Source organism: Herbaspirillum sp. meg3 (assembly GCF_002257565.1).
In the GTDB taxonomy this organism is placed as follows: Bacteria; Pseudomonadota; Gammaproteobacteria; order Burkholderiales; family Burkholderiaceae_D; genus Herbaspirillum.
The window spans coordinates 5,395,022-5,416,267 of the sequence record NZ_CP022736.1 but is presented as its reverse complement, the minus strand read 5'-3'; the positions used below and the strand labels follow the sequence as shown (position 1 = coordinate 5,416,267).

General features: G+C 55.7%; 20 protein-coding genes and 1 pseudogene. 6 read left to right on the top strand and 15 right to left on the bottom strand.

Annotated elements, in window-relative coordinates; genetic code table 11:
• Positions 1-30 precede the first annotated feature (30 nt).
• A pseudogene (locus tag hmeg3_RS24355) lies at positions 31-246 on the top strand (4Fe-4S dicluster domain-containing protein); the annotation flags it as partial.
• Positions 247-281: 35 nt separating this feature from the next.
• Here hmeg3_RS24355 and hmeg3_RS24350 read toward each other — a convergent pair.
• From hmeg3_RS24350 to hmeg3_RS24325, 7 genes are all read right to left on the bottom strand, one after another.
• Positions 282-503 (bottom strand): hypothetical protein, encoded by a 222-nt coding sequence (locus hmeg3_RS24350; protein WP_094566012.1) that lies wholly within the window; start codon positions 501-503, stop codon positions 282-284.
• A 155-nt stretch (positions 504-658) separates the two neighbouring features.
• On the bottom strand, positions 659-844 hold the full coding sequence (locus tag hmeg3_RS24345) for a hypothetical protein (protein ID WP_094566011.1): 186 nt from the start codon (positions 842-844) through the stop codon (positions 659-661).
• Positions 845-1,045: 201 nt separating this feature from the next.
• A complete protein-coding gene (locus hmeg3_RS24340; RefSeq protein WP_094566010.1) occupies positions 1,046-1,966 on the bottom strand; it encodes an ornithine cyclodeaminase family protein in 921 nt (306 codons plus the stop codon).
• 82 nt (positions 1,967-2,048) lie between these two features.
• On the bottom strand, positions 2,049-2,987 hold the full coding sequence (locus hmeg3_RS24335; protein WP_094566009.1) for a LysR family transcriptional regulator: 939 nt from the start codon (positions 2,985-2,987) through the stop codon (positions 2,049-2,051).
• Positions 2,988-3,272: 285 nt separating this feature from the next.
• Complete coding sequence (locus tag hmeg3_RS24865; protein WP_157739357.1) at positions 3,273-3,563, bottom strand: hypothetical protein; 291 nt, start codon at positions 3,561-3,563, stop codon at positions 3,273-3,275.
• Positions 3,564-3,831: 268 nt separating this feature from the next.
• The gene (locus hmeg3_RS24330; protein WP_369828900.1) at positions 3,832-5,391 is read right to left on the bottom strand and encodes an ABC transporter substrate-binding protein; all 1,560 of its coding nucleotides are present in this window, start codon (positions 5,389-5,391) and stop codon (positions 3,832-3,834) included.
• Positions 5,392-5,595: 204 nt separating this feature from the next.
• Complete coding sequence (locus tag hmeg3_RS24325) at positions 5,596-6,294, bottom strand: HAD-IA family hydrolase (protein WP_094566543.1); 699 nt, start codon at positions 6,292-6,294, stop codon at positions 5,596-5,598.
• A gap of 631 nt (positions 6,295-6,925) precedes the next feature.
• Between hmeg3_RS24325 and hmeg3_RS24320 the strand changes: the two genes are divergently transcribed.
• Both hmeg3_RS24320 and hmeg3_RS24315 read left to right on the top strand, forming a co-directional pair.
• Positions 6,926-7,468 (top strand): DUF421 domain-containing protein, encoded by a 543-nt coding sequence (locus tag hmeg3_RS24320; protein WP_232511798.1) that lies wholly within the window; start codon positions 6,926-6,928, stop codon positions 7,466-7,468.
• Positions 7,469-7,598: 130 nt separating this feature from the next.
• A complete protein-coding gene (locus hmeg3_RS24315) occupies positions 7,599-8,225 on the top strand; it encodes an ATP-binding cassette domain-containing protein (protein WP_094566007.1) in 627 nt (208 codons plus the stop codon).
• Positions 8,226-8,227: 2 nt separating this feature from the next.
• Here the strand turns inward: hmeg3_RS24315 and hmeg3_RS24310 are convergent, their stop codons facing one another.
• The gene (locus hmeg3_RS24310) at positions 8,228-8,551 is read right to left on the bottom strand and encodes a helix-turn-helix transcriptional regulator (RefSeq protein WP_094566006.1); all 324 of its coding nucleotides are present in this window, start codon (positions 8,549-8,551) and stop codon (positions 8,228-8,230) included.
• Between the two features lie 164 nt (positions 8,552-8,715).
• On the opposite strand from hmeg3_RS24310, the gene hmeg3_RS24305 reads away from it, so the two are divergent.
• The gene (locus tag hmeg3_RS24305; protein ID WP_157739354.1) at positions 8,716-9,144 is read left to right on the top strand and encodes a hypothetical protein; all 429 of its coding nucleotides are present in this window, start codon (positions 8,716-8,718) and stop codon (positions 9,142-9,144) included.
• Positions 9,145-9,225: 81 nt separating this feature from the next.
• A complete protein-coding gene (locus hmeg3_RS24860) occupies positions 9,226-9,489 on the top strand; it encodes a hypothetical protein (RefSeq protein ID WP_157739351.1) in 264 nt (87 codons plus the stop codon).
• A 30-nt stretch (positions 9,490-9,519) separates the two neighbouring features.
• On the opposite strand, the gene hmeg3_RS24295 is transcribed toward hmeg3_RS24860, so the two are convergent.
• Positions 9,520-9,966 (bottom strand): SRPBCC family protein, encoded by a 447-nt coding sequence (locus hmeg3_RS24295; protein WP_094566003.1) that lies wholly within the window; start codon positions 9,964-9,966, stop codon positions 9,520-9,522.
• Positions 9,967-10,122: 156 nt separating this feature from the next.
• On the opposite strand from hmeg3_RS24295, the gene hmeg3_RS24290 reads away from it, so the two are divergent.
• Positions 10,123-10,839: an HNH endonuclease signature motif containing protein gene (locus tag hmeg3_RS24290; RefSeq protein ID WP_094566002.1), complete on the top strand. Its 717-nt coding sequence runs from the start codon at positions 10,123-10,125 to the stop codon at positions 10,837-10,839.
• Between the two features lie 362 nt (positions 10,840-11,201).
• On the opposite strand, the gene hmeg3_RS24285 is transcribed toward hmeg3_RS24290, so the two are convergent.
• The 6 genes from hmeg3_RS24285 to hmeg3_RS24260 form a co-directional block, all read right to left on the bottom strand.
• Entirely contained in the window at positions 11,202-12,836 is a 1,635-nt protein-coding gene (locus hmeg3_RS24285) for a hypothetical protein (protein ID WP_094566001.1), read from the bottom strand.
• Positions 12,837-12,841: 5 nt separating this feature from the next.
• Positions 12,842-13,993: a DNA cytosine methyltransferase gene (locus hmeg3_RS24280; RefSeq protein ID WP_094566000.1), complete on the bottom strand. Its 1,152-nt coding sequence runs from the start codon at positions 13,991-13,993 to the stop codon at positions 12,842-12,844.
• 257 nt (positions 13,994-14,250) lie between these two features.
• Positions 14,251-16,749 (bottom strand): DNA topoisomerase (ATP-hydrolyzing) subunit B, encoded by a 2,499-nt coding sequence (gyrB, locus tag hmeg3_RS24275; protein WP_094565999.1) that lies wholly within the window; start codon positions 16,747-16,749, stop codon positions 14,251-14,253.
• A gap of 172 nt (positions 16,750-16,921) precedes the next feature.
• The gene (gene dnaN / locus hmeg3_RS24270) at positions 16,922-18,028 is read right to left on the bottom strand and encodes a DNA polymerase III subunit beta (RefSeq protein WP_050479131.1); all 1,107 of its coding nucleotides are present in this window, start codon (positions 18,026-18,028) and stop codon (positions 16,922-16,924) included.
• 389 nt (positions 18,029-18,417) lie between these two features.
• A complete protein-coding gene (gene dnaA, locus hmeg3_RS24265; protein ID WP_094565998.1) occupies positions 18,418-19,845 on the bottom strand; it encodes a chromosomal replication initiator protein DnaA in 1,428 nt (475 codons plus the stop codon).
• Positions 19,846-20,259: 414 nt separating this feature from the next.
• A complete protein-coding gene (locus hmeg3_RS24260; protein ID WP_094565997.1) occupies positions 20,260-21,027 on the bottom strand; it encodes a class II glutamine amidotransferase in 768 nt (255 codons plus the stop codon).
• Positions 21,028-21,246 lie beyond the last annotated feature (219 nt).

The following is a 21,246-nucleotide window of genomic DNA, read 5'->3' as shown; positions in this document are numbered from 1 at the left end:
TTCTGATCGGAACGCATCTCGCAAATTCACGGGCAACAGGCCCTAGTTTGCCCTGAAAATGTCTTCACGATTCGCCGCATCGACGATGCGGACTACGAACCGCTCGGTTTGCTCAACAAACTGAAGCTGCGTGTACACGGCATGCAGGTCGCCTACACCCCCAACGCCGATGCCTGCCGCGCTTGCGGACTATGCGTGACGGCTTGTCCTGAGCAGGCGATTACGCTGGCGCGCGCGGCGGCATAAGACCAACTCCCGCACCCTCGGGCAGCGAACAAACCCTACGCATCGCCGATCGAAATCTGCGGCTCTTCCTTATGTTTTTTCAGCTTGCCTGCCGCGTCGTCATGGTGCGGCGGCCGGGTGTGATCGAGCCGGGTTTCGGTGGAGTCTTGGTATTCGTGATCGGGATCGAAGGTTTCTTCCGCAGCGGGAGATTTCGGCGGAAGAGGGGCCGTGAAGCGAAACACTGGAGTCGGGCGAACGGCATCTTGATTACGCATGATGTTCTCCTTCAGGCTTCTGGCTGCGCGCCCAGAGGGAAAGACAGGTGGACGCAGGCAGGCCTTACGAGGATCAGCTTACTCCTGTGAAGTGCGTCTGTCATGGAGCATGCGTCCATCTGCGCCCCCGCTTGCCGCAATGAAACAATCACTGCTCAGGGCTTGCCGACGGAGAGTTGCGGCTCGTCCTTGTGCTTCTGGTTCGCCGCCGTTTTGTCATGATGCGGCGGCTTGCTGTGGTCGAGTTTGCTCTCGGTGGAGTCCCCATATTCGCGGTCCGGATTGGGTGACGCGGAGGATGATGCATCGGACTTGCTCTGAGGGATTGGGGGATTAGGCATGGTGTGCTCCTTCCGTGTTGACATCCATTACTGTAGTCAAGACGCGCTGCGACCGGCATCGGACAGTGTCCCAAGCTGGCGTAGGAGGAAGAGGTTGCGGCCGGTCTTTGCTCGATAGCCGCCGCAAAAAAACAGCGGCCCGCAAGCCGCTGTCTTCTTGTCTTCTCTGCCTTACGTCGATTCTTTACGGCAGCAACGACCTCACCAGCCGTTTTGCGCAGCAGCCTTGCGGTACGCCAGACCCGCCAGCGCCACGTCTTCCAGACCGATGCCGATGGCCTTGTAGATCACGATATCGTCGTCTTTGCGCTGATAGCCGATGCTGCCGTCAACAGCCTGGCCCAGCTCCCACACGTTGGCCCAGTCGAAAGTACCCGGCGCGCATTGCACCAGATCGCCGGCTTCGGTTTGCGCCTGCGGCTTCCACTCCACCACCAGCGCTGCGGCGCGCTTGATGGCGATGTCATCCAGCTCGCGCACGTTGGCCTTGCTGGCGCCGACGGCGGCGACGAACGCGCCCGGCTTCAACAGGTCGCCCGAGAACAGCGGCGTGGTCGCGCGCGTCACGGTCACCAGCACGTCGGCCTGACGTGCGGCTTCGTCGATCTCGACCACGCGTGCGGGAATGCCGTAGGTCTTGGTGACTTCGTCTGCCAGTTCTTGCTGGCCGGAGAGACCGGCGATCAGGATTTCCTTGAACTTGCGCACCTGCAGAATCGCCGGGATATGCGAACGCGCCTGCACGCCGGTGCCGATAATGGCCAGCGTGTCGACGTCCTTGCGCGCCAGTGCGTCGCAAGCCACGGCGGTGGCGGCAGCCGTGCGCAGGCCGGTCATGGTGTCGCCTTCGATGGTCGCCAGCGGAGCACCGGTTTCGGTCGAGAACAGCGTGATCACAAACTTGAACGCGCCCTTGATCGTCGTGTAGACCTTGGCGCCGGCGATGCCTGCGTCGGGAATCACCGCGCCCATCATCGACAGCATCACGCCGTTGGAAGCACTGGTGCGCACGCGGGCCTGCTGGGCGCCGCTACCGGCGGCGGCGAAGGCTTCGCGCATGGCTTGCACGGCGTCGGCGGTGGTGACGAGTTCGCTGACTTGTTGATTGGTAATGAGCTTCACGGTGATCCTCTTCGGTCTATTTACTTGGGTGAGTTGATGCAAATTTTGTACTGACGATAGAACGCAGGATCAGCGCACAGGATTAACGTACCCCATGCGCCGCACTCAGGCAGGCCCAGATGCGATCCAGATCCGGTCGTGCGTCATCGATGCGGCGATAGACGCGGATATCCATTTCGTCGCTCCACAGGCCCGTTGCGAGGGCCTCATTGTCATTGGGTGCGACCGCCAGGGTCAGCTTGCCTTCAGCGACTTCGCGCGTGACCGCGCTGGCCGGCAACCAGGCAACGCCGTGGCCTTCCAGCACCATACTCTTCAAGCCCTCGGCCAGGTCGGATTCAAAGCGGCGGAACACATGCACCGGGCGCGGGCTGGCGCTGAGCTGCTTCTCGACGATACGGCTCAGCGACGAATAGGAAGAATAGCTCAGGAAAGGCACCGGTTCCGCAGGCGTGCCCGGCAGCGCGTACTTGGGCACGCCCTTGCGCACGGCTTTGACATACGGGCGTAGCGGCTCTTTGCCGAGCGACAGCATCGCATAGCGTTCGCTGTCCAGATCGATGCCCTGCTGCGGATGGTGATAGCAGATCAGCAGATCGCAGTTGCGCTCGACCAGTGCCATTACGGCATCGTGCACGTTGGTAGCCTGCACGGTGGTCGCCATGGAGCCGGTGGTCTTCTCGATTTCGGACAGCAGCTTGGGATACAGGGTCAGCAGCAAGGTGTGCGGCATGGCGAACTTCACCGTCGCCTGCGCACCGGCCAGCTGACCGCGCAGGATCAGGCGCGCCTGGGTCGACTGATTGAGCATCTCGCGCGCGATCGGCACAAAGGACTCGCCCGCCGGCGTCAGCGCACACGGGTACGTGGAGCGGTCAAACAGCTCCGCGCCAAGCCAGGCCTCCAGCGAACGGACGCGGCGGCCGAACGCCGGTTGCGTCACATTGCGCAGCTTCGCCGAGCGGCTGAAGTTGAGCGTCTCCACCACCGACAAGAAGTCCTCGACCCATTTGATTTCCATTGTTTCCCGCTCTTCCCTGAGGTTGGCTTAAATGCCGGTGCATTGACTGCGCGATGAAGCCGTTTGGCGACGTGGCTTTTCCGGCATATCACTATACAAATACAGCATGGGAAAGTCCCATGCCGTTTCGGCATTGCCTGTGCAACAACATGCAGGCGCGGTATCAAGCCAAAGAAAAAACCATCGCCACCTCGCCACCGTCCTGACGAAAGCCAGGATCCAGTGTCGTCTCGGCGTCCGTCACAACACGAGACCCCTGTTTGCTGAAACGACGGCTAAAGGAAACTAAACGGAATCGTTCAACGGGCGAATGCGTGCCTCTGCCGCCTGACGCAGCAGACCCGAGGCCGCGATGAAGAGTCGCCGCAGATTCTCGGCATCGGCGTTGGCGGCGCGCTCCAGCTCGCTAGCCGTGAAAATCTGGAGGCAGGCATGAATGCCGACAGCGACGTCGCGCATCATCTGCCAAAGTCGGCGGGAGGGTGCGTTACGGTCCGGGCCCGGACCACTGATCCAGCGGAAATTCCGATGCGTCGGTTGGGTAGTTGCTTGATGGGGCGTGTCGAAGTCAGGCATGTCTGCCTCCCTGTGCGGTGATTGAACCGCATCCCGCTTCCAAACGGGAGGGCGGTAAATGGCACGGTTGGAAGACCGGCGCACAAGGAACCGGCAGGCCGAAGCCTCCCCACCACTGCCGCCCATAGGACGCGAAATGGCCTCGCACCGCGCCATTGACTACGACAGTTATGTTCTCCACCGGAGTGGCTCATGCTTGTCCGGTTGCAGAGGGATGTATATATCGTGCGCCTTATTGCGGTGCAGGTCACAACGAGCACGTGCTACGTCATGTCTCCAGCCAAACGTGTTCAGCAAAGGAGTACCCCATCATGCCGCCCAGCGGAATTGGAGATAGCCCCTTGAGCTTGCTGCGATAGCCGTCCAGACTGGCCAAGAACATAGGAATGCCGATCCCGGCTTCTTCATGGATGATGGTCTGCATGTCTCCATACATCTGCTTGCGTTTGCCGACATCGATTTCAGCGCGCGCGGCAGTGAGCAGCTGGTTGAACTTCTCGCTCTTGAAGCGGGACTCGTTCCACGCGGCCTGCGACTGGAAAAACTGCATGAGCAGCACATCGGCGCTGGGGCGTGGATTGACGTTGCCAAAACCGACCGGGTTGTTGAGCCATTGGTTGGACCAGTAGCCTTCCGGGGGCATGCGCTTAAGTTCCAGTTCCAGGCCGATGCGCTGTGCGGTCTGCTGCATCACCGTGGCGATATCGACAGAATACATGGCCGCCACCGAGCAGACCATCGGCACCTTGCCAGTCACCCCGGATTTCAGCAGGTGGTACTTGGCCTTGTCCAGGTCCATCTGGCGCTGCGGCAGGCCAGCGAGATAGAAACGATTGGTCGGGTCGATCGGTTGGTCATTGCCAAGCACGGCGTGGCCGCGGGCGATGTTCTTGCGCATGACCTCACGATCCATCAGGTATTTCATGGCCAGCACGAAATCGGGATTGCTGCCGGGGCCGACATCCTTGCGCAGGATCAGGTCGGTATAGGCGCCGGACTGGGTTTCCAGCACCGCGAAGCCCGGGCTGCCCTTGACCCGCTCGATGGAGCGCGGATTGAGGTTCGCCACCAGATCCAGCTCGCCCGAGAGCAAGGCATTGACGCGCGAATTCTCGTCACCGATGCCGACGAATTCGATCTCGTCCAGATAAGGCTTGCCGGGCTTCCAGTAATTGTCGTTGCGCACCACCACCGAGCGGATGCCGGGGCTGAATTCCTTGAGCTTATACGGACCGGTGCCGATACCGGTGCTGAAGTCAGCGGTTCCGGCCTTTACGATGTGGAAGTGGAAGGTACCGACAATGACCGGCAGGTCGGCATTGGGGGCAGTCAAGGTGACGGTGACTTCATAGGGGCCGGTTTCCTTGACGCTCTCAATCTGGTCGGCCAGGGTTTTAGCCTTGGAGGCGGTGGCCGGGTCTTTGTGGCGCATCAACGAGAACACCACGTCAGCCGGCGTGAGCGCTTTGCCATCATGGAAGGTGACGCCACGACGCAGCTTGAATACCCAGATCTTGGCATCCTTGCTGCTGAAGGATTCGGCCAGCGCCGGCTGCGGCGTAAGGCTGGCGTCCAGCGAGGTCAGGCCGTTGTAGAGCATGGTGCCGCGCGAGTAATCGGTCTTGTTGGATTGCTTGGCCGGATCCAGCGTATCGCTGACGGAGGCCGTATCACCGCCCACGCGCAGCTTGCCCCCACGGCGCGGGGTCTGCGCGTAGGCGCTGGCCGCGCTACCGGCCAGGCCACCGGCCAACGTGGCTTGCATCCCGCCGGCCAGCAGGATCTTGAGGAGGTCGCGCCGGCTGGCGCCGCGTTTCAAGCAATCCATCAACCCGGCGGTGTCGCTGGCGCTGAGGAGGAGGTCGTGTTTGCTCTTGCTGTTGTGGTCCATGTTGCAGCTCCGTGGTTGGTTGCAGTGTGAGAAAACAGGCGGGCCGGGGATGGCCTGCCTGGACTCGAACAAACTGGTGCAAGCTGGCGCCGCAACGGGGCACCAGGGGATACGTGTTCTGCGACTGGCTGAGGGGTTGGCTTATTGGCCTGCTTCTACCGCATCGGCTAGTTGGGCCAGCGTGTGGAAGTGATAGTCCGGTACGGTAAGTGCGGAGGCGATGGTGCCGCCCGAGCCAGGCTTGCCATGGCGGCGTTCGATCCAGCAGGTCGTTATGCCCAGGCGCCTGGAGACGCCGATGTCGTGATACTGGCTCTGCGCGACATGCAGGTTGTCGGCCTGCCGGTAACCCCACTGACCTTCGAAGCGGCCGCGCGCGTAGGCAAAGTATTGCGGATCCGGCTTCTCGCAGAGGGCATCTTCGCAACTCAGCAGCAAGTCGAAAGGCTCACCCAGCGTACGCGCGAAGTACTGCAGGGCCCAGGTCTGGGCGTTGGTCATGGTAACCAGCTTGAAGTGCTTGCGCAGGCGCTGAAGGGCCTCGACCGAATCGGGGAAGGCCGGCCAGTCGGCCACTGAATCGCGCAGGCCACGAGCCAGCTCCGGGGTGTCAGGCAGACCCAGCTCAGGAGCGATGACGTGCCAGCAGCGTTCCAGGTCATCCGGGTACCAGCCGGTGTTGCCGTCACTACGCGCGGCGCGGTAGGCGGCGAGGAAATCCTCGTCCGCGACCCTGCTGTCGGGGATGGCCTTGCGCAGGTAGGCGAGCATGCCGGCTTCGAAATCAATGAGGGTGCCGACGACGTCAAACGTGAGTACCTTAAAGTCCTTCAGAGGCATGTCTTGCTCCAGAAAAAGGAATGGCAGTGCAAGCGGGGGCATAGCCACGAATGAAAACGCTTGAGCTATTGCCTTCAGAATACGGGCATGCGCGCTAGAGGTTACTGCGAAGTGAGCCGGTCAAACGGCACAGAATTTTTTTCTAAACGGGTTTCACAGCATATCGTCGCAACCACCATCTGATCTACCAGAGCGCCTTGTATCTCAAGCTAACACCGCCCGGACTACCTTTCCAGGGAACGGCTCCATGTGTGCGCAACGTATCGCGGTGATGGGTAGAAAGGACGAAGACGACGAGTAGGCATACGTTGGGAGAAATGACCTGGGATCAGGTGCGGCGACCGTGAATGGTCACTCTCTCGTCAGCAGCTTTTCAGTTGCCGTTGTCGAGGGCGCAATTGGCTGCTTTCATCTTTGCATTGGATGACAGTGACATCGCGAGCGCGACCTAGACAGAGCGTGATCAGCACCACCACTAAGCGAACCACTTCAGCATCGCAGGCTACGAAACCGAGAAGTGACCCCGGTCTTTTACGTAGTTGTGCAGGCGGTTTCTGATGACCTTCTCCGCCGTGAATTACAATCGCCTCTCGGCCCAACCGCCATCCCGACCACCGCAACCGAGGACTCCATGCCCGACCTCAACCAGCTCATCGACGCCACCGACCAGATCGGCGCGGCCGCCATGGCCATCCGTGCGCTGATCGTGTTCTGCTTCACGCTGATCTTCCTGCGCATCGCCGGCCGCCGCTCGTTCGGCCAGCGCAGCGCGTTTGACTTGTGCATCACGGTGCTGCTCGGCGCCATCCTCAGCCGCGCCATCGTCGGCGCCTCACCGATGCTGCCGACACTTGCCGCCGGCGCCGTGCTGGTTCTGCTGCACCGCCTGATCGGGGTACTGGTCACGCGCTGGGCATGGCTCGACGACCTCATCAGCGGCACCGAACGCCTGCTCGTCAAAGACGGCCGCAAAGACCACCACCAGATGCGCGCCGGCCTGATCAGCGACCGCGACATCGACGTCGCCCTGCGCAAGAAGGAAGACGGCGCCACGTTGGAGCACGTGGCACGCGCGGTGCTGGAGAGGAATGGGGAGATCACCATTACGTTGCATACGGATCGCAACCCGACCTCTGATGCTGATCACCGTGCCGATCCGCACAAAGCGACTTGAAAGCGGATAGCCAGGCAAGCAAGCTCACGCCCCAGCTGATTTACACGCTGATTTACAATCTCGCAAACGACGAACGGCCCTTGCGTCATATGACCGCATCGCCGACAACCAACACAAAGACACCACCTCGATGACCAGCCCGACCATCCTGCAAGCGACCGACCTGACCTTCAACTACCCCGAGCGCGAACTGTTCAACAAGCTCACGCTCGCCATCCCCGCCGGCGTCACCATCATCCGCGGCGGCGACGGCCGCGGCAAAACCAGCCTGATCCGCCTGCTGGCCGGCGAACAGAAACCGCACAGCGGCCAACTGACCATCAACGGCATCCGCCTGGACGAACAAGCCGGGCAATACAAGCAACAGGTCTACTACGTCGACCCGCGCACGGAAGCATTCGACCAAATGACGGTGCCGGAATATTTTGCATCGGTGCGAGCGCGGTTTCCCGGCTTTGACGATGCGGCGCTGCCGAAATTATTGGAAGGCTTGTCGCTGACGCCGCATGTGGAGAAGAAGCTGTTCATGCTGTCGACCGGCAGCAAGCGCAAGGTGTATCTGGCGGGAGCGTTTGCTGCGGGGGCGGTGGTGAATTTGCTGGATGATCCGTTTGCCAGCCTGGACAAGGGATCGATTAATTTTGTGTGTGAAGTGCTGGCACAGTTTGCAGAGGGTGGCGAGCAAGCCTGGATCGCAAGCTTTTATGAGACACCGCCGGAGATTGCGACAACCAGCATCATCGATCTGGGTGATTGAGTCTAGTCCTGAGCGCGCCTGAGTTCGGCAATCAGTTGTGTAAGCTCTTTCGATTCCAGCTGCCCCGCCAATAGAATCAACTCTGCCAGACGATTATTCGGCTCAAACAAAAAGCTGACCGGGACCTTAAGCGCATGCGCCATACGGATGACGGTACCAAAATGAGGCTCATGCACACCACGCTCGTACTGATTCATCCTGGCGCTGGCGGTGAACTCATCAATACCCGCAAGAACACCGAGTTGGAACTGTGATAGTTCGGCGCGCTTCCTGGCTTCCTTGAGACGGATGCAGAAGATCGACGACTGTTTGGTTTGCGCTTTCATACTAAGAGTTTCTTAATAATGGCTTGACCATGTACTAAGAGTTACTTAGTATTTATGTTTAAGACTCAGGAGAGAAGGCAATATCCTCTCGCTTGTATTTGATGGCCCCTCTCCAATTCCCTTGCACAAACAAGACCACGCCTGAAGACAGGAGTTAGTTCGCCGTGACCGAACATACAGACTTTTTCACCACTGCCTGGAAACAAATGGCAGAGCTTGATGACTTTCTTGCCGAACAGGCTGCTGAAGCAGCGCGACGCATCACCGAGAGATTTGCGTGGAAGCGAGAGCAATGTGCGACTCCTGCGGCACAAAACGATTTTCGTCTTGAAGTAATTATGCGCAAGGAGTCTGTCGTCACCATTGAACAGACTGAGTGCACCTGCGCAATGCTCAACCTGAGCTTGCTATCGGCGTCTGCGACGGCGTCCAGTGAAGCCTATTTGCATGCGGTTGAGCTACTGCGCGAAGCGACGAGTGAGGCTATGGCGCTGCAACCCGCATTGACGAGAATAGGCGTCCGGTTTCAATGGGCGCGAAAATATCGGTGTTTCGCAAACAAACCGACTCAGTTGCAATCCGGATCGAAGTAATCCTGTTCATCGGCGCCGATAACTTTTACTACCGCTGTCCGTATAACAAAACTGCCCCCCGCGCGGGCCAGTGCAATAGCGATGGCTACGACAACTGCAGCCATCGTCATCATCCTTCGCAAGCGGCATCAGCCGCTGCTGGTTGGACATGGAACAGACCTTCTTCGACCCGCTGACAGAACCGTCATTGCAAATAAAGTCAGCACCGGCGCAGTGAGAGATGCCACCCTTTTTCCCCGAACAAGGCGTGTTGGCCGCGACAGCGGATTGATGAACCGCGACAAAAGCCAGCGCGAGCAAAAGCCCAACGGTCTTCATCCCGCCTCCTCCCTTTTTTATTATTGATTACGCGCCGACTTAGGAAATACAGTCGCGTTAGCCGGGAATATTCGGCTCCACCAGATTGGCCAGCTGCGCCAGCGACTCCTGCCAGCCGAGATAACACATCTCCACCGGAATGAGCTCCGGAATCCCCGACTGCGTAATGCGCACTTCCGTGCCGGTCAAGACCGGCTTCAACTTCACCGTCACCAGCAATTCGCCAGGCAGATTCGGATCATCAAACTTGTCGGTGTAACGGATCAGTTCACCCGGCACCAGTTCTTTATATTCGCCGCCGAAAGAGTGGCCGTTGCCGCTGGTGAAGTTTGAGAACGACATGCGGAAGGTGCCGCCGACCTTGGCTTCCAGATGCTCCACCGTGCAGGTGAAGCCGTAGGGCGGAAGCCATTTGGCAAGGGCCGCCGCGTCGGTGAAGGCGCGGTAGATTTTGTCGGGGGTGGTGCGGAGGATGCGGTGGAGTTCTACGGTTCCTGCGGGCATGGTGGGTCTCCTTTGAGAAGGACATCTAGTCAACGTCCTAAGATATCTATTCCTGATATCTAAACATCAATAATATTCGCTTAAAAAACCAAATTTATTTAACGTATCAATCTAATCTACTACAATTCAGCGACTCCATTGCCCATTACAAAAACTATGGCAAATCGCTCCAAGCTTTCCTCGAATAGTAATAACGCTACTTCATTCTGGAGTAACGAAGAACTGAGGGCTGCAGTTCGAGTTTATTTAGATATGCTTGGGAAATCACAACGCGGGGAGGCGTTTTCGAAAACTCAATACTATCTCGAGCTAAGCCAGCAGTTCGGACGAACCCCAAAAGCATTTGAATATCGAATGCAGAACATTTCGTATGTGTTGTCCCTTGCCGGCCGCCAGTGGCTCAACGGCTTGAAGCCAGCGAAGAATGTTGGCGCAGGTGTAGCTGCGGAGATAGAAGAGATTATCTTCGAGCTAGAAGATCAACGATTTCTGCCAGTTGCCGCTTTCGAAACTCAGGTACGAAAGAGCTTAGACTCAGGAGACATATCTCCCCCTGCGGGAGTAAGCCGCCCTGTGAAATCGGATATCACGATCACTAGAATCGAACGTGATCCACAAGTGAAAGTCTGGATTCTACAAAACGCAGGAGATACTTGTGAGTGCTGCTCTAACGCGGCGCCGTTTGTAACTGCAGAAGGCTCGCCGTTTTTAGAGGTTCATCACTTAAAGCGATTGGCCGACCAAGGATCTGACAGAATTTCAAACGCCATCGCTGTCTGTCCTAATTGTCATCGTGAGCTACATTTCGGGGCGAATAGTGACGTACTTTTAAATCGATTGTATTCAAAAATCTCACGTCTCATTCCGGAGTAGAACTGGATATTTTCTTAGGTCTACAAACAGACTGCCAGCTTGAACAAGGCTCTACGAAGAAGAATCTGCAGAGTAGACGCGCTGACGAAACCGTAACTAGAAGTGAAGTCCGAGCGAGGTAATGAGAGATGTCACTCTGCTTTCGCGAGCAAAGTATGCCAGCCGCAAGAGAGCATTTGTCCGCTAGCCAGGAAGTCGAAAGACATAAGGTTGTTAGCACAATCCCCGCAGCTAATCTGCCGACCACATTCTCTCACTTAGCATCTGTGAGGCTGTTTCATGAAGGTTTGTTGTCAACTTGCAGTACAAGATTGCACGTTGCGTCGTCGAGTCGTTGGTCGAAACATCTGATGACAATGTTTCTATCCGAGAAAACTCGATGCAAGTGACCCGACACTCTTTGGCGCTCTCAAAACCTGCATTGTTTCTTCACATGAAGAAGGCCACGACAACTCGTCATTATTGAACCAACAAACAGCAATCTCTCGATCAATACAGAGATAGTCGGTGATCCAAGGAATCTCTTTGGGCTCAGAGGGCAAAACCAAGCATAACGAGATATTAGTGTCTATTATCTGTTTGTATCGATATCGGTATTCGTACAGCTGACTCAATCCTTTACGAATCTGATCCAAAAGACTTTCACCGCCACTTTTCATTTCAAATATAAATGAGCCATCTGTAGGTATACTGGCGAACAAATCGATATGGTCGTTTTCCCGTGTAGTTGCTCTCACTTGATTCCGCAAGTAGTCATCCATTTTACTAACCAACTCTTTGTGAGCGAGATTTCTCTTTTGTCGTTTAATTCGCGTCAGCTCAGGATCTGCAAGTTCTCGATTGCGGTTATAAGGCAATGCTTCTGGAAGGGAGCCGGTTCTTTCTCTGAATGGATATGTTTCCATGGGCTTAGGTTTGGAGTTTGTAGCCACAGGAGTTGCAATAGCGGATTCTCGGTTAGGTACGGATATCGCATTTCCTTCTCTTCTCAATTTTTGCTCGGACATGTGTGTTCCGCCGGCTAACTGCAATACACCATCTGATGTCAGATCTTTGACGATTGCAGCTGGTAGGACGCTGACTCCATCAAAATATTTATACCAAGCACCAGTCTCTATAGCGTCTTTAAGCTGTTCCCTAGTCTTGCAATTGTCAAACTCCCGAAACTCCATTGAAATTGCAGCAATAGCATTGAGCTGTCTCACTATGAGACGTTTGTCGGCCTCATTTACAGCGGCACGCAGTGTTATTCGCCCTTTTTCCGATTGAAAGAGCTCAGTATGTGTAAGCGTGTGAAACCGGCTTTCATACTTAATTGGTAGGCTAATTTTTTTTCTCCGCGTCTCCAAGAGCTTTTTCTTCACAATATTGTATGGAGGTTGTGCGTGGCGATTGATATCAGAAGTGTTCGCCAAAATGAATATTTCGTCGAAGGAAACCGAAGCGTTCTCTTGAGGAACCTGGCTAATTTCAGAGTCGACTAAAAGTGCCTGTGCGATAAGCCGCACTGGGGAAAAATGTACTCCTGCATTGATAAAACCTAACAGCCGATCCGCCGAATTTGCTTGTAGACGGATATTGTTTGTTCCTTTGTAATAAGCTACGCCCATTGCATTAGGATACTGAAACAATGGCATTTGAAGACGCAGGAACGAACCCACATCTGGTTCTTCGCACAACAAAAATCTTTTGGTAGTTTCGCTAACTTTTATTAGCCATCCTTGCGGTGATCGCTGATGGTGATATATCCCCAGGTATGCCGGATAAGCGCTAATTTCATCTCTAAATTTTGAAACATCAGCGCGATCCCCGTTTCTGACGACTGACTGAGCTACATATGCAGCTCTTGGACTAATTTCGGATAAGCGCTGTTCAATCGCATCTCTGTCATAGGGCAGACCATCAAATTCGCCAAAAATACCGGCAAGTTCGACAAGTTTGTCTGGCCAATCAGGACTGCTTGAATGAATTTTATGGCTGAAGAGATCGGTAATCATAGACTCTATTTCAAATACTCAAGATCGAGTCTTTCTATTAATTGCTCATAGTTTCTAATTGTCTTGAAACCAAAGATGTGTTTCTTGATATGCTCTGCTAAAAGAGCCGCAAATAGAGGAGGAACGGCATTCCCAACTTGCCGAATGACGTGACGGCCTGTTCCATGAAACTTCCACCAATCAGGGAAAGTTTGCATTCTGGCAGACTCTCGAGGAGAGACCTCTCGCGGAGAAAATGGATGTACATGTCCCTTACCCCCACCATTGTCTGAACCAACAATAATTGTGAAACTTGGGCGATCAGGATTCAATTTGTTGATACGTGTCTTTGGATCGCGCTCTCCAAATGCAAGATCTTCATAGCGTTGAATAATTCGGTCACTATGAGTTCTTCCAATATGATTTGAGAATTTAGACTCACTTCCCGGCTCATCCAAAAAACGCAAAGCTTCAGAAGCGGTTCTATAACGTTTCAAGCCAACTAAATCCTCGGTACCGCCGTGCGTAGGTTGCATAGGAGGAACCTCGAACCCTTCTTTCGATCCGATAAAAAATATCCTATCTCTGAATTGTGGGATACCAAAATCTGCCACTTGATAACGATGTGCGGACACCTTGTACTGCCCCCCGAGACTAAGCTCCTCTAAGATTTGCTTATATAAAGTCCCACCATGTATAGAAGTCAATCCCGCTACATTCTCAAATACAAATGCTCTAGGCTGAATCTCTCGAATAATTCTGAGATATTCCCACACTAAGTTTCCTCTAGGATCGCCAAGCCCTTTTCGCTGGCCAAAAATAGAGAATGCTTGGCAAGGAGGTCCGCCCAAAAGAATATCAATCCCTTTTTCGACATCTACATTTAGATGCGTTGCATCAGTTGTTCGAATGTCCGCTACCAGTGCCTTAGCATGTTTGTAGTATGATTTTTTCCCAGAATTTAATTCCAACGTCTTACAGGAATATGAATCTATATCACTAGAACACGCGATCTTGTAACCAGCTGCGGAGAACCCTAAATCAAGACCTCCACCGCCAGAAAACAAACCAATTGCAGTCAGTGTCCTATTTTTTTTTGTTTTTAATTCCCCCAGACTCCGAGTGCTAATTTTTTCGGCACAATGTCCCATCGACATGGGATCCTCAAATAGTTTCATGCACTTCCTCAATTCTTCCCAATAGCAATTTTCAGGGGTAGTTTTTCCAAAATCTCGCCGAGAGCCTAAACGTAAGAAGCTTGCCTGCTGTAACGAGTTTGCATTTCAAATACGCATTCCAAAAAGCTAAGTGCCAAATGACTTTCGAGCACTCACTGGACTCTGCAATATGAAAAACATACATATCAACTTACATTACACAATCATGAGGCCAAATGTAGACTCTACTTGGCTTCAATCAATATAGTCACAAATAATCAAACATCAATATTCCCAGCCTGCAGCGCATTCAACTCAATAAACGCCCTGCGCGGTTCCACGTCATCCCCCATCAGCGTCATGAAAATCTGATCCGCGGCGATCGCGTCTTCGATTTGCACTTTCAACAGACGGCGGACGGTTGGGTCCATGGTTGTTTCCCACAGCTGTTCCGGATTCATTTCACCCAGACCTTTATAGCGCTGCTTGCTGACGCCGCGTTCGGCTTCTTCGCGTAGCCATGCCATGGCCTGGTGGAAGTCGTTGATGGCGCTTTCCTTGATCTTGTCGCCGGTGCCGCGACGGATCAGTGCGCCGCGTCCGATGAGACCGCGGAAGGTTGCGGCTGCATTGGCCAACACTTGATAGTCGGGGCCGTTGACGAAGTCGGTGTCGATGGCGGTGACTTTGATGTTGCCGTGGTACATGCGCTGGATGCGCAGGATGTGCTTGTCGGTCAGCTCGTCGGAGCGGACGATGACGTCGATGCCCGGGTCGTTGATCGCGGTCTTCAGGGCGATGGCCGATTGCTCTGCTTCAGCTGCGGTGTTCAGCTGCAGGGTGACGCCGGTCATGATGGCGGACAGCGCGGTGGCGTCGATCATGCGCGTCAAGCGCATGATGATAGCGTTGGCGGTGTTGTACTGACGAACCAGTTCGGTCAGCGGTGCGCCGCTGATCGGGGCTGCGCCTTCGCTTGGGACGAGCTCTGCATCGTTCAAGGCGATCTGCATCATGTAGTGCGCTTCTTCGACGTCGTCTTTCAGATAGCGCTCGTCCTTGCCGGCCTTGACCTTGTAGAGCGGCGGTTGGGCGATGTAGATGTGGCCGCGCTCGACCAGTTGCGGCATCTGGCGATAGAACAGGGTGAGCAGCAGAGTGCGGATGTGGGCGCCGTCGACGTCCGCATCGGTCATGATGATGATGCGGTGGTAGCGCAGTTTGTCGGCGTTGAATTCGTCAGGGCCGATGCTGGTACCGAGGGTGGCGATCAGGGTGGTGATCTGCTCGGAGGAGAGCATCTTTTCGAAGCGCGCTTTTTCGACGTTGAGGACCTTACCGCGCAGTGGCAGGATGGCCTGGAATTTACGGTCGCGGCCTTGTTTGGCCGAGCCGCCCGCGGAGTCACCCTCGACGATGTAGAGTTCGCAGAGCGCTGGATCTTTCTCCTGGCAGTCGGCCAGTTTGGCGGAGAGGCCGAGGCCGTCCATGACGCCTTTGCGGCGGGTGAGTTCGCGTGCCTTGCGTGCGGCTTCGCGGGCGCGCGCGGCTTCGACGATCTTGCCGCAGATGATCTTGGCGTCGTTCGGTTTTTCTTGCAGGAAGTCGGTGAGGGTTTTGGCGACGATTTCTTCAACCGGGCCGCGGACTTCGCTCGATACCAGCTTGTCTTTGGTCTGCGAGCTGAACTTTGGCTCGGGGACTTTGACGGACAGAACGCAGGTGAGGCCTTCGCGCATGTCGTCGCCGGAGACTTCGACCTTGGCTTTTTTGGCGAAGTCGTTTTCTTCGATGTACTTGTTGATGACGCGGGTCATCGCGGCGCGCAGGCCGGTGAGGTGAGTGCCGCCGTCACGTTGCGGAATGTTGTTGGTGAAGCAGAGCACTTGTTCGTTGTAGGCGTCGTTCCATTGCATGGAGACGTCGACGCTGATGTTGGTGTTCTGGTCCGACATGCGTTCGCCGGTGGCCTGGAAGATGGTCGGGTTGAGAACGCTCTTGTTCTTGTTGATGTATTCAACGAAACCGCGGGTGCCGCCTTCGAAGGCGAAGTCTTCTTCTTTGCCGGTGCGCTGGTCGGTCAGCTTGATGTGTACGCCGTTGTTGAGGAAGGACAGTTCGCGAATGCGCTTGGCCAGGATTTCGTAGTGGAATTCGACATGAGTGAAGATTTGTTCGTCGGCCCAGAAGTGGACTTCGGTGCCGCGCTTGTCGGTGTCGCCGAGGACTTTGATCGGGGAGACCTGCACGCCGTCGACGATTTCGATCTGGCGGTCTTGCGGGATGCCGCGCACGAATTCCATGCCGTACATTTTGCCGTCGCGACGGATGGTCAGGCGCAGCAGTTTGGACAGGCCGTTGACGCAGGAGACGCCGACGCCGTGCAGACCGCCGGAGACCTTGTACGAGTTCTGGTCGAACTTGCCGCCGGCGTGGAGCTCGGTCATGACGATTTCGGCTGCGGAGCGTTTTGGCTCGTGCTTGTCGTCCATCTTGAGTCCGGTCGGAATGCCGCGGCCGTTGTCGGTGACGGAGATCGAGTTGTCGGAGTGGATGGTGACGTGGATTTCGGTGCAGTGACCTGCCAGGGCTTCGTCGATGGAGTTGTCCAGGACTTCGAAGACGAGGTGGTGCAGGCCGGTGCCGTCAGAGGTGTCGCCGATGTACATGCCGGGACGTTTGCGGACCGCTTCCAGACCTTCCAGAATCTGGATGGAGGAGGCTCCATATTGATTTTGTTGCGGTTGATCGGTGTTGTCTGCTGGGACTTGGGACATGGCTACCTTCTGAAAAAACTAACGGAACTGCCTGACTAAATACTAAGAAACTACAAGGAAACTGCAAGCGAACTACTAAGGAACTGCTGAAATCGGCGATGAAACCGAATTCTTAAAAGTAGCGAAGGGCCGTCTTACGCACGGCCCCTCGTCTACTTTCTACTCACTGAAATCAAATGCGCATCGGCATGACGACGTATTTGAAATCGGCATTGTCGGGAATGGTGATCAATGCGGAGGAGTTGGCGTCGCCCAGGGCGATGTTGACGTAGTCGCCCTTGAGGTTGTTCAACACGTCGAGCAGGTAGGTGACGTTGAAACCGATGTCGACGCTGTCGCCGCCGTAGTCGATTTCGAGTTCTTCAACCGCTTCTTCCTGGTCGGCATTGGTGGAACTGATCTTGAGGCTGCCTGGTGCAATCACCCAACGCACGCCCTTGAACTTGTCGCTGGTCATGATCGCTGCACGTTGCAGCGAGCGCAGCAGTTGTTCGCGGCCGATGGTGAAGTTGTTCTTGTAGCCCTTCGGCACCACGCGGGTGTAGTCGGGGAACTTGCCTTCGACCAGCTTGGAGATCAGTTCGATATCGGCGAAAGTCAGCTTGACTTGGTTGTTGGCGATTTCCAGTTGGACTGGCTCGTCGCTTTCGTCCAGCAGACGCTGCAGTTCGATGATGGTCTTGCGCGGGATGATGACTTCCTGGCGCGGGAATTCTTGCTCGGTCGCGACCTGGCAGAAAGCCAGACGGTGACCGTCGGTGGCAACGGCGATGACGTTCTTGCCTTCGACGACCAGCAGCAGGCCGTTGAGGTAGTAACGGATGTCTTGCTGCGCCATCGAGAAGTGGACCATGTTGAACAGGTGCTTCAGGGTCTTTTGCGGCAGCGTGACTTGCGCGTTGTAGTGCTCGGCCTGGGCGACGGTCGGGAATTCTTCGGCGGCCAGCGTTTGCAGAGCAAAACGCGACTTGCCGGATTGCACCGTCAGGCGCTTGTTGGACAGAGTGACCGTCACTTCGCCCGAATCGGGCAGGGCGCGCAGAATGTCGAGCAGTTTGCGCGCGGCGACGGTGGTGGCGGTGGCTTCGCTACCGGAGCCGACTTCGGCGTGCGTGGTGATCTGCACTTCGATGTCGGTCGACAGGAAAGACACTTTTTCGCCGTCCTTGCGAATGAGGATATTGGCCAGAATCGGCAATGTGTGCCGACGCTCGACAATACCACTCACTATTTGCAGTGGCCGGAGAAGCGTATCTCGTTGGGTTTTGACCAATTGCATAGTCTCTATATCCTTGGTAATTAGTGGTTTAAAGGATGCTGAAAGCCGCTTTCAAATTCTGTCTGCAATCCGGTCTGGTCCTCCGCCTGCGCTCAGTTTTGCCGTCGTTTCCGCAAAGTTACTGCAATTTGAAAAGGGCTTCGTTGCGGTAGCGCGGGCTTGCTGCTGCCTCTGTGCTGCTGCGCTACATCGTGCTGCGCGACGAATCCATCCTCGCTTACGGTATGCCCACCCCATGACATGGCGATGACGACTGGCTAACCGCCCACTGACCGCGCCATGCTTTTTTGGCAACAAATGAGTCGCCGGGACAAACCGGACCAACTCCCTCATTGTATCAAATCAACCCTTGTTGAAGGGGCAAATTAGGCTCTTTTGGAAGCCGATTCCTAACCTTTCAGGGTCTGTTCCAGGACGTGGAGTTCGTGGTTGCATTCCGGGTTTTTGGTGCGGTCGGCGGCGATCTTGCGTACCGCGTGCAGCACGGTGGTGTGGTCGCGGCCGCCGAAGAGGTCGCCGATTTCCGGCAGGCTTTTTTGCGTCAGTTCCTTGGCCAGGTACATGGCGATCTGGCGCGGACGGGCGATATTGGCCGGGCGCTTCTTGGAATACATGTCGGCGACTTTGATGTTGAAGAAGTCGGCGACGGTTTTTTGGATGTTTTCGACGGAGATCTGACGATTTTGAACGGACAAGAGATCTTTTAGCGCATCTTTGACGACGTCGATGGTGATGTCCTTGCCGTGGAATCGGGAGTACGCCAGGATCTTGCGCAAGGCGCCTTCCAGCTCGCGGACGTTGGAGCGCAGGTGCTTGGCGACGAAGAAAGCGACATCGTCGGACAACTGGACGCCTTCCAGGGTGGCCTTTTTCATCAGAATGGCGACGCGCATTTCAAGTTCGGGCGGCTCGATGGCAACGGTGAGGCCGGAATCGAAGCGCGAAATCAGGCGGTCATCCATGCCGCTGATTTCCTTGGGATAGGTGTCGCTGGTGATGATGATCTGCTTTTTGGCGGCGATCAGGGCTTCAAAGGCGTAGAAGAACTCTTCCTGGGTGCGGCTCTTGCCACCGAAGAATTGAATATCGTCGATCAGCAGCAGGTCGAGCGAGTGGTAATAGCGTTTGAAGTCGTCGAAACCCTTGCGCTGATAAGCAGTCACCACGTCACGCACGTATTGCTCGGCGTGGATGTAGCGAATCTTGGCGTTGGGGTTGTCGGCCAGCACCTGGTTGCCGATGGCGTGGATGACGTGGGTCTTGCCCAGGCCGACGCCGCCATACAGGAACAGCGGGTTGTAGGACACGCCCGGGTTGTTGGCGACCTGCGTCGCGGCGGCGCGCGCGAGCTGGTTGGCTTTACCGGTGACGAGGTTGTCGAAGGTCAGCACCGAGTTGATGCGCGACAACTCCTGACGCGGAGTCACCGGCGGGGGCACCGGCTCAACGAGGGATTGCTGGATACCGGTCGGATAGCCGTCAAGCATCGTGCCGTGGCTGTTGCCGCCATTGCTGTGCATGCCGGCGGCGCCCGCAGGCATCGGTGCGGCAGCTGCAGCACGACGGGCGGCACCGATACGCGGATCGAGGACGAACTCGACGTCGATCTGCATTTCCCAGTACTCGGAGGCAATAGTCGTGATGCGGCTGGCGAACTGGGTCTTGACCCAGTCGAGCTTGAAACGGTTGGGCGCGGCAATACGCAGGCGGCCATCTTCGTAATCAAGCGGAGCCAACGGCTTGATCCAGGCGCTATATTGCTGCGGCGTCAGTTCCTGCTCCAGCTTTGCGGAGCAAGCCTGCCAAAAATTTTCCATGAATCTTCTTATCTAAATATGAGGGGCAAATAGGCGTTGCAAATACGATATGCAATTGCGCAAAAATAGCGTGCCGAGCTGACTTGGGGAAAGCCTGACGTCAACACTGCGCATCGGGCTATTTTACTCCGATGAGGAAAAGTTATCCACAGGCAGCGACTGCTTTTGACAGAGTAAAAATGTATATCGATCGTCAGCCAAAGCATTGACGGAAATATCGAAAACCGGTGATTGCGGGGCAAAAACGGGCTGCAGAGGGCGATAGAGAGGGTGTAAACCCGCGGCCAGAGCCGTCAATACGGGGTTGTCGCGGCGCTGTGCTGCTTAGTTATTAATCAATCAAGCGAATGTGCACAACTCCTGATAACGGCGGTTACCAAGGACTTATTCACATTTATTCAGGCTTGATCCTGTTTATTCCACAACGGCGCCGTCGACAAAGACTTTGAGCTCGCCTTGCTGGAACTGGGTCCAGGTTTCGTTGGTGGTCAAAGGTTGCGTGACGATGACGGCGACGCGGTCTTTGGAGGTCGTGACTTCGGAGAAATCCACAGAAATGTCCTGATCCGACAAATGCGCCGACGCAAACGGGTGCTGGCGGATGATGTAGTACAGATTGGTGGAGCAGTGCGAAAACAGGGCGGACCCATCCGACAACAGCATGTTAAACGGACCATGTCCGGCGATATAGTGCGTAAGTTCGCGCAACTCCTGCGTCAGATCAGCCAGGGGCGGCAGGTTTTCGCCGAAACGGTTGCGCAACTGCTGCAACAGGTAGCAAAACGCCAGTTCGCTGTCGGTGGTGCCGACGGGACGATAAGGGCCATGTAAGGTCGGGGTGAAATTTTTGAGATCGCCGTTGTGGGCGAACACCCAGTAGCGCCCCCACAGTTCACGCACAAAAGGATGGCAATTGGCCAGCGAAACACGGCCTTGCGTGGCTTTGCGGATGTGGGCGATGACGTGCTGGGATTTGATCGGGCAGCTCTTGATCAACTCGGCGACCGGCGAGGTAATGGCGGATTGGTAGTCGACGAAGTGGCGCACGCCGGAGCCTTCAAAGAAGGCGATACCCCAGCCGTCGCTGTGGTGATCCGTCAATCCGCCGCGATTTGCAAAACCGGTAAAACTGAAAACGATGTCGGTGGGGGTGTTGCAATTCATCCCGAGTAACTGGCACATGATGTCGGCGAAGCGGTGAGGCTGGAGTGAGTGTTGATGGAATACAGATAAAAGCGGACAAAGCCTGCCTGCGGCGATCCGTGAAACGATCAATGAAATACAGGCAAGCCCTTACGTTATCACGCAGGCTCACGGGGAGAAAGTGGAGAACGCTGCAATGAAGGCAATTTCCTTCAATTACGGTAAAAATCGTCGGCAAATAAAAAAAAAGCCCCACGA

What these genes read in the sequence shown, in the direction of transcription:
- hmeg3_RS24350 (WP_094566012.1), bottom strand. Translation starts at nt 503, where the DNA reads ATGCGTAATCAAGATGCCGTTCGCCCGACTCCAGTGTTTCGCTTCACG.
- hmeg3_RS24345 (WP_094566011.1), bottom strand. Translation starts at nt 844, where the DNA reads ATGCCTAATCCCCCAATCCCTCAGAGCAAGTCCGATGCATCATCCTCC.
- hmeg3_RS24335 (WP_094566009.1), bottom strand. Translation starts at nt 2,987, where the DNA reads ATGGAAATCAAATGGGTCGAGGACTTCTTGTCGGTGGTGGAGACGCTC.
- hmeg3_RS24865 (WP_157739357.1), bottom strand. Translation starts at nt 3,563, where the DNA reads ATGCCTGACTTCGACACGCCCCATCAAGCAACTACCCAACCGACGCAT.
- hmeg3_RS24330 (WP_369828900.1), bottom strand. Translation starts at nt 5,391, where the DNA reads ATGGATTGCTTGAAACGCGGCGCCAGCCGGCGCGACCTCCTCAAGATC.
- hmeg3_RS24325 (WP_094566543.1), bottom strand. Translation starts at nt 6,294, where the DNA reads ATGCCTCTGAAGGACTTTAAGGTACTCACGTTTGACGTCGTCGGCACC.
- hmeg3_RS24320 (WP_232511798.1), top strand. Translation starts at nt 6,926, where the DNA reads ATGCCCGACCTCAACCAGCTCATCGACGCCACCGACCAGATCGGCGCG.
- hmeg3_RS24315 (WP_094566007.1), top strand. Translation starts at nt 7,599, where the DNA reads ATGACCAGCCCGACCATCCTGCAAGCGACCGACCTGACCTTCAACTAC.
- hmeg3_RS24310 (WP_094566006.1), bottom strand. Translation starts at nt 8,551, where the DNA reads ATGAAAGCGCAAACCAAACAGTCGTCGATCTTCTGCATCCGTCTCAAG.
- hmeg3_RS24860 (WP_157739351.1), top strand. Translation starts at nt 9,226, where the DNA reads ATGGCTACGACAACTGCAGCCATCGTCATCATCCTTCGCAAGCGGCAT.
- hmeg3_RS24295 (WP_094566003.1), bottom strand. Translation starts at nt 9,966, where the DNA reads ATGCCCGCAGGAACCGTAGAACTCCACCGCATCCTCCGCACCACCCCC.
- hmeg3_RS24290 (WP_094566002.1), top strand. Translation starts at nt 10,123, where the DNA reads ATGGCAAATCGCTCCAAGCTTTCCTCGAATAGTAATAACGCTACTTCA.
- hmeg3_RS24285 (WP_094566001.1), bottom strand. Translation starts at nt 12,836, where the DNA reads ATGATTACCGATCTCTTCAGCCATAAAATTCATTCAAGCAGTCCTGAT.
- hmeg3_RS24280 (WP_094566000.1), bottom strand. Translation starts at nt 13,993, where the DNA reads ATGAAACTATTTGAGGATCCCATGTCGATGGGACATTGTGCCGAAAAA.
- gyrB (WP_094565999.1), bottom strand. Translation starts at nt 16,749, where the DNA reads ATGTCCCAAGTCCCAGCAGACAACACCGATCAACCGCAACAAAATCAA.
- dnaN (WP_050479131.1), bottom strand. Translation starts at nt 18,028, where the DNA reads ATGCAATTGGTCAAAACCCAACGAGATACGCTTCTCCGGCCACTGCAA.
- dnaA (WP_094565998.1), bottom strand. Translation starts at nt 19,845, where the DNA reads ATGGAAAATTTTTGGCAGGCTTGCTCCGCAAAGCTGGAGCAGGAACTG.
- hmeg3_RS24260 (WP_094565997.1), bottom strand. Translation starts at nt 21,027, where the DNA reads ATGTGCCAGTTACTCGGGATGAATTGCAACACCCCCACCGACATCGTT.